19 protein-coding genes are annotated in these 17,136 nt (G+C 73.0%); 16 read left to right on the forward strand and 3 right to left on the reverse strand.

Annotation, left to right across the window (positions count from 1 at the left end; genetic code table 11):
- Positions 1-33: 33 nt before the first annotated feature.
- Genes AB0C33_RS19410 through alc form a run of 11 tightly spaced genes read left to right on the forward strand, consistent with a single transcriptional unit; the run spans position 34 to position 12,283 of the window.
- Positions 34-1,164, forward strand: a complete 1,131-nt coding sequence (locus AB0C33_RS19410; protein WP_358289537.1) for an amidohydrolase family protein — start codon at positions 34-36, stop codon at positions 1,162-1,164.
- On the forward strand, positions 1,164-2,789 hold the full coding sequence (locus tag AB0C33_RS19415) for an ABC transporter substrate-binding protein (RefSeq protein WP_358289540.1): 1,626 nt from the start codon (positions 1,164-1,166) through the stop codon (positions 2,787-2,789). Before AB0C33_RS19410 ends, AB0C33_RS19415 begins: the two co-directional genes overlap by 1 nt.
- Positions 2,786-3,718 (forward strand): ABC transporter permease, encoded by a 933-nt coding sequence (locus tag AB0C33_RS19420; protein ID WP_358289543.1) that lies wholly within the window; start codon positions 2,786-2,788, stop codon positions 3,716-3,718. Before AB0C33_RS19415 ends, AB0C33_RS19420 begins: the two co-directional genes overlap by 4 nt.
- A complete protein-coding gene (locus AB0C33_RS19425; protein WP_358289546.1) occupies positions 3,715-4,515 on the forward strand; it encodes an ABC transporter permease in 801 nt (266 codons plus the stop codon). Before AB0C33_RS19420 ends, AB0C33_RS19425 begins: the two co-directional genes overlap by 4 nt.
- Entirely contained in the window at positions 4,512-5,441 is a 930-nt protein-coding gene (locus tag AB0C33_RS19430; RefSeq protein WP_358289549.1) for an ABC transporter ATP-binding protein, read from the forward strand. Before AB0C33_RS19425 ends, AB0C33_RS19430 begins: the two co-directional genes overlap by 4 nt.
- Entirely contained in the window at positions 5,438-6,223 is a 786-nt protein-coding gene (locus AB0C33_RS19435; protein ID WP_358289551.1) for an ATP-binding cassette domain-containing protein, read from the forward strand. The genes AB0C33_RS19430 and AB0C33_RS19435 overlap by 4 nt, the downstream gene beginning before the upstream one ends.
- The gene (locus tag AB0C33_RS19440) at positions 6,220-7,674 is read left to right on the forward strand and encodes an amidohydrolase family protein (protein WP_358289553.1); all 1,455 of its coding nucleotides are present in this window, start codon (positions 6,220-6,222) and stop codon (positions 7,672-7,674) included. The genes AB0C33_RS19435 and AB0C33_RS19440 overlap by 4 nt, the downstream gene beginning before the upstream one ends.
- A complete protein-coding gene (locus tag AB0C33_RS19445) occupies positions 7,671-9,002 on the forward strand; it encodes an aldolase/citrate lyase family protein (RefSeq protein WP_358289556.1) in 1,332 nt (443 codons plus the stop codon). Before AB0C33_RS19440 ends, AB0C33_RS19445 begins: the two co-directional genes overlap by 4 nt.
- A 1-nt stretch (position 9,003) precedes the next feature.
- Positions 9,004-9,786: an aspartate/glutamate racemase family protein gene (locus tag AB0C33_RS19450; RefSeq protein WP_358289559.1), complete on the forward strand. Its 783-nt coding sequence runs from the start codon at positions 9,004-9,006 to the stop codon at positions 9,784-9,786.
- Complete coding sequence (gene allB, locus AB0C33_RS19455) at positions 9,786-11,126, forward strand: allantoinase AllB (protein WP_358289562.1); 1,341 nt, start codon at positions 9,786-9,788, stop codon at positions 11,124-11,126. Before AB0C33_RS19450 ends, allB begins: the two co-directional genes overlap by 1 nt.
- Positions 11,123-12,283 (forward strand): allantoicase, encoded by a 1,161-nt coding sequence (gene alc / locus AB0C33_RS19460; RefSeq protein ID WP_358289565.1) that lies wholly within the window; start codon positions 11,123-11,125, stop codon positions 12,281-12,283. Before allB ends, alc begins: the two co-directional genes overlap by 4 nt.
- Before the next feature lie 2 nt (positions 12,284-12,285).
- Here alc and AB0C33_RS19465 read toward each other — a convergent pair whose 3' ends face one another.
- Positions 12,286-12,807: an EF-hand domain-containing protein gene (locus tag AB0C33_RS19465; RefSeq protein ID WP_358289568.1), complete on the reverse strand. Its 522-nt coding sequence runs from the start codon at positions 12,805-12,807 to the stop codon at positions 12,286-12,288.
- A gap of 162 nt (positions 12,808-12,969) precedes the next feature.
- Here AB0C33_RS19465 and AB0C33_RS19470 point away from each other — a divergent pair, with 162 nt between their 5' ends.
- Both AB0C33_RS19470 and AB0C33_RS19475 read left to right on the forward strand, forming a co-directional pair.
- Complete coding sequence (locus tag AB0C33_RS19470) at positions 12,970-13,305, forward strand: hypothetical protein (protein WP_358289570.1); 336 nt, start codon at positions 12,970-12,972, stop codon at positions 13,303-13,305.
- 10 nt (positions 13,306-13,315) lie between these two features.
- Entirely contained in the window at positions 13,316-14,122 is an 807-nt protein-coding gene (locus AB0C33_RS19475) for an inositol monophosphatase family protein (RefSeq protein WP_358289573.1), read from the forward strand.
- A gap of 24 nt (positions 14,123-14,146) precedes the next feature.
- On the opposite strand, the gene AB0C33_RS19480 is transcribed toward AB0C33_RS19475, so the two are convergent.
- On the reverse strand, positions 14,147-14,650 hold the full coding sequence (locus AB0C33_RS19480) for a diadenosine tetraphosphate hydrolase (protein WP_358289576.1): 504 nt from the start codon (positions 14,648-14,650) through the stop codon (positions 14,147-14,149).
- Between the two features lie 134 nt (positions 14,651-14,784).
- Between AB0C33_RS19480 and AB0C33_RS19485 the strand changes: the two genes are divergently transcribed.
- Complete coding sequence (locus AB0C33_RS19485; RefSeq protein ID WP_358289579.1) at positions 14,785-14,916, forward strand: hypothetical protein; 132 nt, start codon at positions 14,785-14,787, stop codon at positions 14,914-14,916.
- A 4-nt stretch (positions 14,917-14,920) separates the two neighbouring features.
- On the opposite strand, the gene AB0C33_RS19490 is transcribed toward AB0C33_RS19485, so the two are convergent.
- The gene (locus tag AB0C33_RS19490) at positions 14,921-15,679 is read right to left on the reverse strand and encodes an NAD(P)H-binding protein (RefSeq protein ID WP_358289582.1); all 759 of its coding nucleotides are present in this window, start codon (positions 15,677-15,679) and stop codon (positions 14,921-14,923) included.
- A 166-nt stretch (positions 15,680-15,845) separates the two neighbouring features.
- Here AB0C33_RS19490 and AB0C33_RS19495 point away from each other — a divergent pair, with 166 nt between their 5' ends.
- Positions 15,846-16,733 carry a maleylpyruvate isomerase N-terminal domain-containing protein gene (locus tag AB0C33_RS19495; protein ID WP_358289585.1) on the forward strand — a complete coding sequence of 296 codons (888 nt, stop codon included), beginning with the start codon at positions 15,846-15,848 and terminating at the stop codon, positions 16,731-16,733.
- 41 nt (positions 16,734-16,774) lie between these two features.
- A complete protein-coding gene (locus AB0C33_RS19500; protein ID WP_352327393.1) occupies positions 16,775-17,002 on the forward strand; it encodes a hypothetical protein in 228 nt (75 codons plus the stop codon).
- Positions 17,003-17,136 lie beyond the last annotated feature (134 nt).

A 17,136-nucleotide genomic window follows, 5' to 3' on the forward strand; every position in this document is an offset into this window, starting at 1 on the left:
ACTGTCGCCCTCGGGTTAAGGGGATCAGCCGGTATGGCTCAGATTCTGTTCACCGATGTACGCCCCCACGATGTCCTGATCGAAGACGGTCGCGTCGTCCCGCCGGCACGCCGGGCGGAGGACTGCGAGGTGGTGGCGGCGGGCGGACTGCTCGCCCTGCCCGCTCCGGTGGACGCGCACGTCCATCCCGACAAGACCACCTGGGGCCAGCCCTGGCTGAGCCGCACCCCGGCCGGGACGCTGCGCGACCTGATCGAGGGCGACGTCGCGGCGCGGGCGGAGATGACCGCCCCGGTCGCCACGCGGGCCCTGGCGCTCATGGACCACGCGATCGCCCGCGGCACCCGGGCCTGGCGGGCGCACGTGGACGTCGCCCCGGTGTACGGGCTGAGCAACGTGCACGGCGTACGGGAGGCCGCTCAGGCCCGCGCCGGCCTGCTGGACGTGCAGATCGTCGCCTTCCCCCAGCTCGGGCTGCTGTCGCGGCCGGGCACGGCGGAGCTGATGGAGCAGTCGCTCAAGGAGGGCGCCGACATCCTCGGCGGGCTCGACCCCGTGGGCATCGACGGCGACCTGCACGGCCACCTCGACCTGCTGTACGGCCTGGCCGAGCGGCACACCGTCCCCCTCGACATCCACCTGCACGACGGCGGCGACGAAGGGGTCGCGCAGGTGCTGGAGATCGCCCGCAGGGCGAGGTCCAGCGGCGTGCCGACCACGATCAGCCACGCCTTCTGCCTGGCCGACCGCGCGGACCTCGCCGAGACGCTGGCCGAGGCGAAGGTCTCGCTGACCACCTGCGCGCTCGGCGCCGACCCGGTCCTGCCGGTCGGGCCGCTGGTCGAGGCCGGGGTGCTGGTCGGCCTCGGGTCCGACGGGGTGCGGGATCCGTGGACGCCGTTCGGCGACGGCGACATGATCAACCGCGCCCACCTGCTCGCCTACCGCACCGACGCCCGCACCGACGAGGAGCTGGCCAGGTGCTACGAGATCGCGGCGCACGGGGGCGCCGCGCTGCTGGGCCTGGAGCAGGCCCGGCTCCAGCCCGGAGATCCCGCCGACTTCCTCCTGGTACGCGCCGAGTCCATGGCCCAGGCGGTCGTGGACAAGCCCATCCCCCAGTTCGTCGTCCGCAACGGACGCGTTCGCGAAAGGTCCTCCTGATGATCCGTCGAGCCCTACCGGTGGCCGCCGCACTCGCGGTGGCCCTGGCCGGATGCGGCCAGCAGGCCGCAGCACCGCAACAACAGCAGCAGGGCTCGGGCGAGGCGCCCAAGCTGGAGCTCAGGACCGTCACCGCCCCGGCCACCGGGGAACTGGACAGGGTGACGTGGAACCTGCCGTACGAGCCGCAGACGGTCGACCCGATCAGGTCGTTCAACTACGCCGAGAACACCGTGCTGGCCAACATGTGCGAGAGCCTGCTGCGGCTGACCCCCGAGTTCGGCATCCAGCCCGGCCTGGCCGAGAAGGCCGACAACCCCACCCCGACCACGTGGGTCTACACGATCCGGGACGGCGTGAAGTTCTGGGACGGCACGCCGCTGACCGCCGAGGACGTCGCGGCCAGCCTCAACCGCCACCTCGATTCCGCGCTCGGCACCTGGTGGGGCGACTACTTCCACACCGTGCAGTCGATCAAGGCGACCGGGCCGATGCAGGTCACCGTCACGCTGAAGCAGCCCGACGTGCTGTTCAACCAGGCGATGGCCACCGCGGCCGGCGCGATCGTGTCGGCCGAGTACGCCGGGAAGAAGGACCTGGGCTCGCCGACCGGCGGGGTGATGTGCACCGGCCCGTACAAGTACGGGAGCTGGAAGTCCGGCGACGCGCTGACGATCACCCGCAACGACGCCTACTGGGACACCGCGCTGCGGCCGAAGACCAAGGAACTGGTCTTCCGGTTCATCGCCGACGAGACCACCGCCATCAACGCGCTGCGCTCCGGCGAGGTGGACGGGCAGTACTTCTACCTGCCGCCGGCGGGGCTCGGCCAGCTCCGGCAGTCGCCGACCGGCTCGGTCACGCTCGGCAAGTCGCTGACCTTCTGGACGTTGCTCGGCGCCGCAAAGTCCGGCCCGTACGCCGACCCGAAGGTCCGCCAGGCGCTGTCGCTGGCACTGGACCGGGCGGCCATCTCCAAGGTGGTCTTCCAGGGGACGGCGATGCCGCAGCGCACCCTCGCCGGCGACGAGTACTGGGGATACCAGCGGGACGCCTTCCAGAAGGCCTACGACGCGATCCCGCCGGAGACGCCCGACCTGGCCAAGGCCAAGCAGCTGCTCACCGAGGCCGGCTCCCCCACCCAGACGATCACCATCGGGATCCAGGGCAGCTCGGCCGTCCACGAGCAGACCGCCAACCTGATCAAGGCGACCGGCGAGGCCCTCGGCCTGAAGATCGAGATCAGGGTGATCCCCGTCGAGCAGTACGGGAACCTCTACAGCGACCCCAAGGCCCGCGAGGGCATCGACGCCTTCTTCTCCACCTGGTACGGCAACGTGCCGGACCCGCTGGACATCTACACCGTCTTCCTGGCGGGCGGCCGTACCAACTTCAACGACTACGCGGCCGTGAACGCCGACATCGCCAAGGCGCGGGCCGCCTACGACGAGGCGAAGCGGGCGGGGCTGGTGACGGCGATCCAGCAGAAGGTCACCACCGACGTGCCGTGGATGCCGCTGAACAACCTGCCGGTGATCCTCTACATGAACAAGCGGGTGACCGGAGCTGTCGCCTCCTTCCCCTACCTGTACTACCCGTGGGCCGCGGGGCTCGGCGCGGCATGAGGTTCCTGGCGAGACGGCTGGCGGGGCTGATCGTGGTCCTGCTGGTCGCCTCCTTCCTGGTGTACGGCCTGCTCTACCTGGTGCCCGGCGGGCCGATGGCGTTCCTGCTCGGCAACCGCAGCGGCACCCCCGAGCAGGTCGCGGCCATCCGCGCGCAGTACCACCTGGACGATCCGTTCCTGCTGCGCTACGCCGCCTGGCTGCGCGACGCGGTGACGGGCGACTTCGGCGCCTCCCTGGTCTACCGGCAGGACGTCTCCGCGCTGATGGCGTCCCGGGCGACGACGACCGTCTTCCTGGTGGTCTACGCGACGCTGCTGATCGTGGCCGGGGGCGTGGCGATGGGCCTGCTGGCCGCGCTGCGCGGCGGCCGGGCCGACGGGCTGGTCAGCCTGGTCTCCTCGGTGTTCCTGGCCACGCCGCCGTTCGTGATCGGGGTGATCCTCGTCATCGTCTTCGCGCTGGGACTCGGCTGGTTCCCGGTCTTCGGGCCCGGCGACGGGTTCGGCGACCGGATCCACCACCTCACGCTGCCGGCGATCACGCTCAGCCTGGCCGGCGCCGCCTTCCTCGCCCGCATCACGCGGGCCTCGGTGTCGGAGGAGCTGGGCCGCGAGCACGTGGAGACCGCCCGCAGCCGCGGCCTGGCCGAGGGGCACATCGTCCGCAGGCACGTGCTGCGCAACGCGGCCATCCCGGTGGTGACCGTGGTCGGCCTGAACGTCGCCGGGCTGATCGCGGGCTCGGTCGTGGTGGAGAGCATCTTCGCCCTGGACGGTCTGGGCTCGTTGTTCGTCCGCGCGATCCTGCAACGCGACTTCGCGATCGTCCAGGCGGTGGTGCTCGTGCTGGTCACCGCCTTCGTCCTGATCAATCTGGTGGTGGACCTGTGCTACTCCGCTCTCGACCCGCGCCTGTCGCGGCAGTGACCCGCCGCCTGGGCGGGCTGGGCGTGGCCGCCGCCGTCCTGCTGGCCGTCGTCGTGGCGATCACCCTGCTCGCGCCGCTGCTCGCGCCCTACGACCCCGACCAGCCCGACCTGTTCAACGCGCTGGGCGGCGCCTCCGTCGCGCATCCGCTCGGCGGGGACGTCCTGGGCAGGGACGTGTTGTCCCGGCTGATGTACGGCGCGCGGAGCACATTGCTCGCCCCGGTGCTGGTGATCTGCGTCGCGAGCGCCGCCGGGACCACGCTGGCGATCGTCGCCGCCTGGGCGGGCGGCAAGGTGGACGCGGTCGTCTCCCGCCTGCTGGACGTGCTGTTCTCCGTGCCGGGCATCGTCTTCGCGCTGGTCACCGTGGCCGTGCTCGGTCCCGGCGTGCCCGGCGTGGTGATCGGCCTGGCGGTCGCGTACACGCCGTACGTGGCCCGGGTGGTGCGCAGCGCGGCGCTGCGGGAGCGCAGCCTGCCGTACGTGGCCGCCGCCTGGGTGCAGGGCCGGTCGGCGACCGCCATCTGCCTGCGCCACCTGCTGCCGAATCTGCGGCCGATCATCGTCGCGCAGTCGGTCTCGGCGCTCGGCTTCGCGGTGATCGACGTCGCGGCCGTCTCCTTCCTCGGGCTGGGCGTGCAGCCGCCCACCGCCGACTGGGGGCTGATGGTCAAGAGCGGCCTGGACAGCGCCATGCGCGGCCAGCCGCTGGAGGCACTGAGCGCCGGCCTGCTGATCGCGCTGGTGGTGGCCGCGGTGAACCTGTTGGGCGATCGCCTGGGGAGGCAGTCGTGAGCCTGTTGACGTTGGAGGGCTTCGGCCTGGCCGTGCCGTACGAACGAGGCTGGCGGACGCTGGTCGAGCACGTGGACCTGACCATCGGCGCGGGAGAGGCCGTCGGGCTGGTCGGGGAGTCCGGTTCGGGCAAGTCGATGACCGCCCGCGCGGTCATCGGCCTGACCCCGCCGGGCGCCCGCATGACCGGCAGGATCGTCTTCGACGGCGCGGACGTGCCCTCGGGCCGGGCGCTGCGGCTGCTGCGGGCCAGGCGGATCGCGATGGTCTTCCAGGATCCGCGGGCGCACGTCAACCCCGTCCGCAGCGTCGGCGACTTCCTCACCGAGGCCATGGTGCACAACCTGCGGATGCCGGTGCGGCAGGCGTCGGCGCGGGCCGTCAGGCTCCTCAAGGAGGTCGGCATCGCCGACGGCGAGCGGCGCCTGCGCCAGCACCCGCACGAGCTGTCCGGCGGCCTGCTGCAACGAGTGATGATCGCCTCCGTCCTGGCCGTCGAGCCCGACCTGGTGCTGGCCGACGAGCCGACCACCGCGCTCGACGTGACCACCCAGTCCGAGGTCATGGCCATCCTGGACGAGCTGCGCCGCGAGCGCGGCATGGCCATGCTGCTGATCACCCACGACCTGGAGCTGGCCGCCGCGACCTGCGACCGGCTGGCGGTGATGTACGCGGGCCGCATCGTGGAGGACCTCGACGGCGAGCCGCGCCACCCCTACACCCGCGGCCTCATGAGGTCGCGGCCGAGCCTTGAGGAGGCCGCGCACCGGCTGCCGGTGATCCCCGGACGGCCCGTGGCCGCCTTCGAGGCCGAGGACGGCTGCGCGTTCGCGCCACGCTGCGAGCTGGCCGAGCCGCGCTGCCGGGAGAGCCGGCCGCCGTCCGTCCGCGGGGTCGCCTGCCTGAGAGCGGAGGAGACGGCATGAGCGTGATCGAAGCGCAGCGGCTGCGCAAGGTGTACGGCCCGGCCACGGCGGTGGACGAGGTCTCCTTCACCGTGGCCGAGGGCGAGTCGCTGGCCGTCGTGGGCGAGTCCGGGTCGGGGAAGACCACCGTCGCACGCATGTTGCTCGGCCTGGAGACGCCCACCAGCGGCACGATCAGCGTCTGCGGGCGTCCGCGGGCGGCGGGCCGGGTCTCGGCGGCGGAGCGGCGCAGGCGGGCACGGGAGATCCAGATCGTCTTCCAGGACCCCTATTCGTCGCTGGACAAGCTGCAGCGGGTCGGCGACGTCGTCGAGACCAGCCTTGCCCTGCACTTCCCGCTCACCTCCGCCGAGCGGCGGAAGAAGGCGCTGGACCTGCTCGAATCGGTGGGTCTGGCCGAACGGCACGCGGCGATGCTGCCCAGGCAGCTGTCCGGCGGGCAGCGCCAGCGCGTGGCCATCGCCCGCGCCCTGGCGGTGGAGCCGCGGGTGCTGGTGCTGGACGAGGCAGTCGCCGCGCTCGACGTGTCGATCCAGGCGCAGATACTCAACCTGCTCGCCGACATCCGCGAGCGGCGCTCGATCAGCTACGTCTTCATCTCCCACGACCTGGCCGTGGTCAACCAGATCAGCGACACGGCCGTGGTGATGCGGCACGGCCGCGTCGTGGAACGCGGCGCCACCCGCGCCCTGCTGCGCGAGCCGCAGGAGGAGTACACCCGCGCCCTGCTGGCCGCCGTGCCCAGGCCCGGATGGAAGCCGACCCGGAGGAACACACAGTGAGCACGCTGATCAGGGCGTCGTTCGTCATCGGCTTCGACGGCGAGGACCACGTCATCCACCGCGACGCGTGCGTCGTCTACGACGGCGACCGGATCGTCCACGTCGGCCGTTCCTACGAAGGGCCGGTCGAGGAGGTGATCGACACGGGTGAGGCGATCGTCGGGCCCGGCTTCATCGACCTGGACGCGCTGGCCGACATCGACCACGCCGTCCTCGACACCTGGCACGCCGACTCCAGCGGGCTGAACTGGTCGCACGACTACGCCGTCAACCGGCGCCGGGCCGTCTTCCCCCCGGAGGACACGCTCTTCATGCGGGAGTACGCGCTCACCCAGCTCATCCGCAACGGCATCACCACCGCGATGCCGATCGCCGCCGAGACGCACAGCGCGTGGGCGGAGTCGTACGAGGAGCTGGCCGGCGTCGTGGAGATCGCCGGGCGGCTCGGCCTGCGCATGTACCTGGGGCCGTCCTACCGTTCGGGCGTGCCGGTGCTGCGCGCCGACGGCAGTCGGGACGTGCACTGGGAGCCCGGACTCGGTGAGCGGGGGCTCGCCGACGCCGTCCGCTTCGTCCGGGACGTCGACGGCGCCCACGACGGCCGGATCCGGGGTGCGCTGCTGCCGTGCCGCATCGAGACCGTCACCCTCGACCTGCTGCGCGCCACCGCACAGGCAGCGGAGGAGCTCGACTGCCTGGTGCGCCTGCACTGCATGCAGGGGCTGACGGAGCTGCGGCTGCTGCGCGAATGGTACGACCGGCACCCCCTGGACGTGCTGGCCGAGGTGGGCCTGCTCGGCCCGCGGCTGCTGGTGCCGCACGCCCTGTACCTCGGCGATCCCGGCACGCCGTTCGAGGGATCGCCGGACCGGCTCGCGGCGCTGGCGGGGATCGTGCACTGCCCCCTCACCTTCGTCAGGTACGGCGACGCGCTGCGCGACTTCGACCGCTACCGGGCGGCCGGCGTGACCGTGGCGCTGGGCACCGACTCCTTCCCGCCCGACATGATCCGCAACATGGACTACGGCAACAACCTGGCCAAACTCGTCACCGGACGACTGGACGCGGGCTCGGCCGCCGACTACTACCGGGCCGCCACCCTGGGCGGCGCCCGCGCGCTGGGCCGGGACGACCTGGGCAGGCTCGCCCCCGGCGCCAAGGCCGACCTGGTCGTCGTGGACCTCTCCGGCCCGCGCACCGGCCCGGTCGACGACCCGATCAGGACGATGCTGATGAACTGCACGGGCGCCGACGTGTCCACCGTGGTGATCGACGGCCGGCCGGTGATGCGCGACCGGACGATTCCCGGCGTGGACGAGGAGTCGATGCGGCTGCGCGCGCAGAGCTACTTCGAGACGATGAAGGCCGCCTACTCCGAGCGCGACCACCTGCGCCGCGACCCGGCGCTGCTGTTCCCGGCGTCCTTCCGCGTCGTCGAGGACGGCTCATGACCGACGCGACCTTCCTGTCCGGGCTCGCCGCCGAGCTCGACGTCCGGCTCGCCGCCGCGGACGAGCGGCTGCGCACGGCCTACCCCGGCGAGCCGGCCACCCGGCAGCCGGTGCACACGGTGTACGTCCCGGCCGACCGCTACACGCCGGACACCGTACCGGCGTGGGGCCGGCGGGCGCTGGCGGCGCTGGCCGAGCACGGCCGGACCGCCACGGAGTTCGCCGACGCGCTCGGCCTGCCGCCGCGCACGGCGGCGGAGGTGTACGACCAGGTCCGGGCCAAGCTGGCCCGCGAACCGGTCGAAGACCTCAGGATCGACTTCGAGGACGGCTACGGCCACCGCCCGGACGCCGACGAGGACGCCGCCGCCCGGACCGCCGCGAAGGCCCTGGCCGAGGCCACCGCCGCCGGAGCCGGCTCGCCGTTCTGCGGGATCCGGTTCAAGAGCTTCGAGGCGCCGACCCGGCGGCGCGGCCTGCGCACCCTGGCGATCTTCCTGGAGACCCTCGGACCGCCGCCCGGCGGCTTCGTCGTCACGCTGCCGAAGGTGACCTCGGTCGAGCAGGTGGAGGCGATGGCGCTGGCCGCCGGACGGCTGGAGGCGGCGTACGGGCTGGCGAGCGGGAGCCTGCGGTTCGAGCTCCAGGTGGAGACGCCGCAGGCGATACTCGGCGCGGACGGCGTCTCGCCGCTGCCGTCGATGATCCGCGCCTCGGCCGGGCGCTGCGCGGGCCTGCACTACGGCACCTACGACTACTCGGCGGCGCTCGGGGTGTCGGCGGCGTACCAGAGCGCGGAGCATCCGGTCGCCGACCATGCCAAGGCGGTGATGCAGGTCGCCGCCGCCGGCACCGGCGTACGCGTCTGCGACGGGTCGAGCAACGTGCTGCCGGTGGGCGACGGCGACGACGTCCGCGCCGCCTGGCGGCTGCACGCGCGCCTGGTGCTGCGCGCCCTGGAGGGCGGCGTCTACCAGGGGTGGGACCTGCATCCCGGGCAGCTCCCGAGCCGGTACGCCGCCGTCCACTCCTTCTTCAGGGAGGGGCTGCCGGCCGCCGCCGCCCGGCTGCGCGGCTATCGCGAACGCCGGACGTCCGGCTTCCTGGACGAGCCGGCGACCGTCCGCGCGATGGCCGGCTTCCTGGACGAGCCGGCGACCGTCCGCGCGATGGCCTGCTTCCTGGACGAGCCGGCGACCGTCCGCGCGATGGCCGGGTTCCTCGCCCGGGGCCTCGACTGCGGCGCGATCGGCGCGGCCGAGCTGGGCGCCCTGGCCGGGGTCACGCCGTCCGAGCTGCGCGCCATGCGCGCCGGGACGGGTGGCTGACGTGCGCATCCTCATCGTGAACGTGAACACCACCCGGTCGATGACCGACACGATCCGCGCCCAGGCGGCGGCGCACGCCTCGCCGGGGGTCGAGATCGTCGCGCTCACCCCGTCGTTCGGGCCGGAGTCGGTGGAGGGCAACTTCGAGAGCTACCTGGCGGCGGTCGCCGTGATGGACCGGGTCGTCCGCTACGACGAACCGTACGACGCGGTGATCCAGGCCGGGTACGGCGAGCACGGCCGCGAGGGGTTGCAGGAGCTGCTCGACGTCCCCGTGGTGGACATCACCGAGGCGGCCGCGCAGGTCGCGATGCTGATCGGGCGTACGTACTCGGTGGTCACCACGCTGGACCGCGCCGTGCCGCAGATCGAGGACCGGCTGCGGCTCGCCGGGCTGGCCGGCCGCTGCGCGTCGGTCAGGGCCAGCGGGCTGTCGGTCCTGGAGCTGGAGGAGGATCCCGGCCGGGCCGTCGAGGCGATCGTCGCCCAGGCCCGGGAGGCCGTCATCGGCGACCGGGCCGAGGTGATCTGCCTGGGATGCGGTGGCATGGCGGGACTCGACCGGAAGATCACGGCTGCCACCGGGGTGCCCGTGGTCGACGGCGTGGCCGCGGCGGTCGCGCTCGCCGAGGGGCTCGTCCGGCTCGGCCTCACCACGAGCAAGGTGCGCACGTACGGGACGCCGCGCCCCAAGACCGTGACCGGGTGGCCGATCACCGGCGGGGCCGCGGCCGTCGCCGGGCCGGTCCGCGCGGGACGGCGCAGCCAAGGAGGTGTCGCCTGATGGCCCGGCTGGACCTGCTGTTCAGGGCCCGTCGCGTGGTCACCGACGCCGGGGAGGTGGCCCGCAGCATCGGCGTGCGGGACGGGACGATCGTCGCGGTCGAACCGCTGGAGGCCGACCTGGCGGCCGCCGAGGTCGTCCGGCTCGGCGACGACGAGGTGCTGCTGCCCGGCCTGGTGGACAGCCACGTGCACGTGAACGACCCCGGACGGACCGAGTGGGAGGGGTTCGCGACCGCCACCCGGGCGGCCGCGGCCGGCGGCGTCACGACGATCGTCGACATGCCGCTGAACAGCGTCCCGCCCACCACCGACGCGGCGGCGCTGCGGGTGAAGCGGGCGACCGCCCGCGGGCAGGCGCACGTGGACGTCGGCTTCTGGGGCGGCGCGGTGCCGGGCAACCTGCGCGAGCTGCGCGGGCTGCACGACGCGGGCGTGTTCGGGTTCAAGAGCTTCCTGCTGCACTCGGGCGTGCCCGAGTTCCCTCCCCTGGAGCCGGCCGAGCTGGCGGACGCGCTGCGCGAGCTGCGGGCGTTCGACGCGCTGATGATCGTGCACGCCGAGGACCCGCAGGTGATCGACCACGCGCCGCCCGCACGCGGCGCCGGCTACCGCGACTTCCTGCGCTCCCGCCCGCGCGGCGCGGAGAACCTCGCGGTCGCGCAGGTCATCGAGCTGGCCCGCCGGACCGGCTGCCGGGTACACATTCTGCACCTGTCCAGCTCGGACGCGCTGCCGATGATCCGCTCGGCCCGGGACGACGGCGTGCGGATCACCGTGGAGACCTGCCCGCACTATCTGACGTTCAGCGCCGAGGAGATCGCCGAGGGGGCCACCATGTTCAAGTGCTGCCCGCCGATCCGCGAGGCGGCCAACCGCGAGTCGCTCTGGCGAGGGCTCGCCGACGGCACGATCGACTGCGTCGTCTCCGACCACTCGCCGTGCACGCCGGAGCTCAAGCGGCTCGACACCGGCGACTTCGGCCTCGCCTGGGGCGGCATCGCGTCGCTCCAGCTCGCCCTGCCCGCGGTGTGGACCGAGGCCAGGCGCCGCGGCCACCCGCTGACCGACGTGGCGCGCTGGATGGCCGGCCGGCCCGCACAGGTGGCGGGGCTGTCCGGCAAGGGCCGGATCGCGCCGGGCCACCAGGCCGACTTCTCCGTGTTCGCGCCCGACGAGCTGTTCGTGGCCGACAAGGACCGGCTGCACCACCGCCACCCCGTGACGCCCTACCACGGCCGCACGCTGGCCGGCGTGGTCCGCGGAAGCTGGCTGCGCGGCGAACGCATCGACATCGACGGCCCGCCGCGGGGCCGGCTGCTCACCCGAGGAGAAGCATGACCTTCACCCACTTCCCGGACCTGGCCTCGCGCGCGCTGGCCGGCAGTGTCGTGCACGCCAACGACGAGCTGTTCGCCGAGCGGGAGAACCTGATCAAGCCCGGCCCCGCCGCGTTCTCGACGGAGGACTTCGGCCACAAGGGCAAGGTGTACGACGGCTGGGAGACCCGTCGCCGGCGCGAGCCGGGGAACGACTACGCGATCGTCCGGCTCGGCGTGCCCGGCGTGGTGCGCGGGGTGGTGATCGACACCGCCTGGTTCAAGGGCAACTACCCGCCGTACGCCTCGGTGGAGGCGGCCAGCGTCGAGGGCGCGCCGTCACCGGCCGAGCTGGAGCGGGCGAACTGGGAGACGATCGTCGGGAAGAGCGCGATCAGGGGCGACGCCGAGAACGCGTTCGAGGTCGAAGACCGGCGGCGCTGGACGCACGTGCGGCTGAGCATCTACCCCGACGGCGGGGTGGCCCGGTTCCGGGTGCACGGCGAGCCGGTGCCCGACCCGCGCCTGCTGGACGGCACGATCGACCTGGCCGCGCTGGAGCACGGCGGCAACGTGGTTGCCTGTTCCGACACGTTCTACTCCTCGCCGGTGCAGCTGCTGCTGCCTGGCAGGGCCCGGATCATGGGCGACGGCTGGGAGAACGCCCGCCGCCGCGACGGCGGCAACGACCACGTGACGGTCAGGCTGGCGGGCCGCGGGCGGGTGCGCCGGGTGGAGATCGACACGTCGTACTTCGTCGGCAACGCGGCCGGCTGGGCCTCGCTGACCGGAACCGACGCGGGCTCTCCGGACGCGGGCTCTCCGGACGCGGGCGCGGAGTGGTTCGAGCTGATCCCGAAGACCCGGTTGCAGCCGGACACCCGCCATTTCCTGCGCCCGGTGTCGGCCGCGCCCGTGACGCACGTCCGCCTGGACGTCTTCCCCGACGGCGGCCTGGCCCGGCTCAGGGTGCACGGCGAGCTGGACGCCGACGCCCACCGCGCGGCCGTGCTGCGCTGGCTCGACCTGCTGCCGGCCGGGCACGCCGTCGAGGTGCTCCGCGGGGCCGGCGTGCCCGGCCGGACCGCCGAGGAGCTCGTCGGCCGGCGGCCGTTCGCCGACGGCGACGTGCTGCCCCCGGCGCTGCTCCTGCCCGCGGGGCCGCCTTTCCGACCTTGAGGTCATTCGGGCGGCGCGCCGAACACGTACGAGCCGGGGGCGTCCGGGTCGTCGCCGGCCCAGAACTCGGTCCAGTGGAGGCGGAACTCCTCGCGCGAGAGGTGGCCGTCGCCGTCCAGGTCGAGGCGGGGGAAGATGTCGTCGGTCACCGAGGGGGCGCCGTTCCACGTCTCGATCAGCGCGCCGTACTCCGCACGGGAGATGAGGCCGTCGCCGTTGAGGTCGATGGCCTCGAACATCGCGTCGGCGGTGCCGGTGACCGCGTCGGTCATGTCGCCGAGCACGTCGACCACGCTGAGCACCTGGTCGAGGGAGACGCCGGCGTCGCCGCCCGAGGCGGCCCTGAGCACCGGCCACCAGCCGGTCATGACGGAGGTCAGCCGCTCCGGGCCGGCCGGCCCGGCGAGGGCCGACCAGCGGTGGGCGAGCGCCTGGAAGTCGGCCTGGGTCAGCCGGCCGTCGCCGTCGACGTCCATCGCCCGGAAGACTCCGCCGACCTTCTTGCGCTGGAACTCACTGGCCACATCTGCCTCCACTCTTCGGGGAGACTCAATGCTGTCGAGTGATCACTTTTCGTGACCATAGTCGTTCGAGTGACTAATCCGTTACGTATTGTGGGCAGTCAGGTGAAGCCCGCGCAGCGGAGCCGCCCGTCGTCCGGTCGGTCACGCAGTTACCCTGGGCGGATGGGTCATGCGAAGACGTCGTTCGTCTGCCTGCCGTGCCGGGCCTCGTACAAGCAGCCCTACCCGCTGCCCGGCGACCGGGGCCGGTCGTGCCCGCGGTGCGGCGAGCCGCTGATCCACGTGGGCTCCGCCTTCGCGGCTCCCCGGCGACGCGACACCGCGGCCTGGCGGGTGCTGTCGCTGCTGCTGCACGCGGGCGTCGGCTTCCACAAGAGTTGTTGCGGCGGGCCCGGCTACCGGCCGCGCACGCTCGGCGCGGCTCGCGCGCGGATGGCGCACGCACGGGCCACCGGAGAGCCGTTCGCCACGGCCCTGACGCGTCCCGAACTGCCCTAGGACGGCCCGCATGACCATCGACGTCCGGACGCTGCTGCCCGTCGCCGAGCGGGCCGCGTCGATCGCCGGCGAGATCATCACGACCCGGGCGCCCGGCGTCGTCACCGCCAAGGGCGACCGCGACATGGCCACCGAGGTCGATTACGCCGTCGAGCACGCCGTACGCGAGTTCCTCTCGAAGGAGACGCCCGAGCTGGGCTTCCTCGGCGAGGAGGAGGGCGCGAGCCGGCCGGGCCAGGGCCTGACCTGGGTGCTCGACCCCGTGGACGGCACGGCCAACTTCCTGCACGGCATCCCGCTGTGCGGGGTCTCCCTGGGCCTGGTCGACGGGGACGTGCCGCTGCTCGGCGTCGTCGGCCTGCCGTTCCTCGGCGTCCGCTACTCGGCCGCGCAAGGCGCCGGCGCGACGGCCAACGGCTCGCCCGTCCAGGTCAGCGGCGCCGCGGAACTCCAGGACGCCGTCGTCGCCCTGGGCGACTACGCGGTGGGCGCGGACGCGGCGGAACGCAACCGCCCCCGCTTCGCCCTGACCCAGGAACTGGCCGCGCGAGTCCAGCGCGTCAGGATGCTCGGCTCAGCAGCGATCGACCTCGTGTGGGTGGCCGACGGCAAGGTCGACGCGAGCGTCATGCTCAGCAACAACCCGTGGGACACCGCGGCGGGCGTCGTCATCGCCCGCGAGGCCGGAGCCCTGGTGGTCGACCTCGACGGCAGCCCCCACGACATGGCCTCCCGGGCGACCATCGCGACGAGCCCCGCCCTCGCCCCCGAGCTCCTGAAGCTCCTCACCGCCGCCCTTCTGCACGCCTCGGAATAGGTCTGGCCGGTCCCGGGCCCCGCTTCAGCCGCCGGCGCGGCCCTGGGCTGCGTGGGCCGCGTACAGCACGCCGAGTCGCCGGTCGATCTCCGCACGCACCGGGTCGTGCCGCGGGCCGAGGGCGAATCGCCGGTCGGTCCAGCTGCCGGGCGGATACAGCCACACCGGCCGGCCGGCCAGGTGCTCCGGTTCCCACTCGTACCGCGGCCAGACGTGAGCGTGCAGGAACTGGTCGGTGTTGCCGAGAATCTCCAGGTTCACCCGCCGGAACGCCGGGTCCAGCGCGCCGCAGGCCCGCTCGACCGCCTCGCCGAGCAGCTCCATGTCCGACAGGAAGGCCATCCGCCTGGCCCGGGGCAGGTCGGACAGCCGCTGCACGCCGGGCTCGTCCGTCAGGAGAACCGAGTATCCCGGCAGGAACTGCGTGTCACCGATCACGGCGAAGCCGGCGTCCAGCCGCCTGAGCACCGTGGGGTTCCGGCCCGCCAACGCACTGCCGACCCTGTCCCGCCGCCAGTCACCGCTCACGGCCCCCGACCCTACACACAAGCCGCCACAGCTCACCGGCGAGCACTCCCATCGACACTTCTAACAGCCGGCTGTCAACACGGCCGCTGCGCACGGGCGCTTGGCGGCCCGGCGGTGATCGATAGCATCGCCGGATGGAGGATGATCTGCCGTCTCAGCACTTTTCCGACGCGGGCATGGCCATCGGTGTCGGAGTCATGGTGTTCCTGATTCTGCTGCCCACCATCGTCTGGATCGCCGTGGTGATGTCGCGCGGCCGCAAGTAGGCGGTCAGAGGGTGGCGTGGAGGTGGGAGAGCATCGTGCGGGCGGGGTGGCCGAGGATGTTCTCCAGGTCGGGGGTCTGTCTCTCCAGGGCGCCGGCGCGGATCCGGGCGTTCAGCCAGGCCATCGGGCCGGGGGCGGCGTCGGGGACCTCGCGGTAGGGCACGCCCAGCGCCCGCGCCACCTCCGGGTGGGTCCACAGCGGCCCGGTGAAGTCGTAGGCGCGGCCCTCGTGGCCTTCGCCGGTCAGCACGTTGGCCGCCGCCTCGGCCAGGTCGGAGCGGAACGCGGTGTTCAGGCCGCGCCCTCCGCCGCTCCCGGTCAGCTCACCGCCCGAGACCCGGGGGACGAACGCGTCGCTGTAGAACGGGTGGCGCAGGATCGTGCACGGCAGGCCGCTGCGCAGGAGGGCCTGCTCGGTGGCGTGGTGGGCCTCGGTCATGCCGGTGGCGACGGTGTCGGCGTCCAGGAAGCTGGTGTAGACGACGGCGCCGACGCCCACGTCCGCGGCGGCGGCGAGGGCGGCCAGGTGGTGGCCGATCCGGCGGCCGGGGTCGAGCTCCGGCGAGGAGATCAGGAGCAGGCGGGCGGCGCCCTCGAACGCCGTGCGCAGGCTCGCCGGATCGTCGTAGTCGCCCCGCCGCACCGGGACGCCCTCGGGCGCGCGGGCGGGATCGCGCACGGCGGCGACGACGTCCGCCCTGGTGCGCAGCCGGTCGATGACGAGACGGCCGAGCGCGCCCGACGCCGCCGAGATAACAATCATGGAGCTCCCTCTGATCAGGATGGGTGCTGAAAGTGAACTGCCGCGACGTCCTGCGACGCCACTGCTTTTCGCCCGGGACGGGCCCATGACGGCCCCAGAGGAGCATTTCCGGAGAAGACCGCCCAGGTCACCCGGGTTAGCGTGATCGTGGACCTCTGGAGAGAACATGGACGAGCTCATCACGTACGGCAAATGGGCGTCGGTGCGCGGCTCGCTCAAGGCGGCCACCGACCGGTTCGCGAAGCTGGTCTCCATCGTCGATCCCCACGCCATGGCGACCAGGGAGTGGACCGTCGCCGAGACCGCGGCCCACGTCACCGCGATCGCCTCGCTCTACACCTGCGTGGTGCGCGGCGACGTGACCACGCCCTTCCCGGAGCTGGCCGAGCCGATACTCGGCGCGAACGTCGACACGGTGAGCGCCCTGAACGAGCTGGCGTTCGAGCACTTCCCCGAGCGGGACCCGGTCGTCCTGGCCGAGCGGCTGCGCGGCGACGTCCGGGAGATCCTGCGCGCCGGCGCGGAGGCGGATCCGGCGACGCCGGTCCCGTGGCTGGGCGACGCGCGGGTGCCCGTCGCGGGCGTGCTGGCCCACCTGCTGAACGAGCTGCTGCTGCACGGCTGGGACATCGCCCGCGCGACCCGTACCCCCTGGTCGGTGCCCGCGCGGGACGCCGGGCTGTTCTTCGACCTGTTCCTCATCGGGATGATCAGGAACGACTACGGACGTCTGATGGACACCGGGACGCCCGCCCCGCCCCGCCGGATCACCGTCGGGTTCCACTCCGCGCACACCGCACCGGCTGCGCTGGCGCTCGAGAACGGGCGGGTGTCGGTGGCCGAGATGGGGCCGCAGGTGGACGCGCACGTGCGGTTCGACCCGGCGGCGCTGAACCTGCTGCTGTTCGGCCGGATGTCCAGGACGCGGGCCGCGCTCACGGGCAAGGTGGCGGTCTGGGGGCGGCGTCCGTGGCTGCTGCCGGCCTTCCTGCGGTTCGTACGGCTGCCCACGACGACGGTCCCGCGCTCACGCGCCGAGTCCATACAGGTGTGAACGCCACAAAGTATTCACCCGGTGGGCGCATACTGGAGGAGATGAAGCGAGCCAGCGGCGATTCTCGTCGTCACCTGCCCACAAGTCCCTTCAAACCGCCGCCTCCGGCGCCACCCGCGGAGCAGTTCGACATGCACGACCGGGTGAGCCACGACCGATTCGGCCTCGGTGTCGTCATCGGTGTGGAGGACGACGTCGCCGTACTGGTCGACTTCGGATCCCGGCAGGAACGGATCACGACGCCGTTCAACAAGCTGTACAAACTCTGAGAGCCGGTCCGCGACGCCCGTGTGCCCCGAGGGCCGCATGGGCGGGACCGACGCGCGGCGGGCCCGGCCGAGGGCGCCGGGGTTCAGTGACTCACGGGGACAGACGCTCGTGGGTCGATGGCGCGCGGAGTGGA

This window comes from Nonomuraea sp. NPDC048881 (genome assembly GCF_040649795.1).
GTDB lineage: Bacteria > Actinomycetota > Actinomycetes > Streptosporangiales > Streptosporangiaceae > Nonomuraea.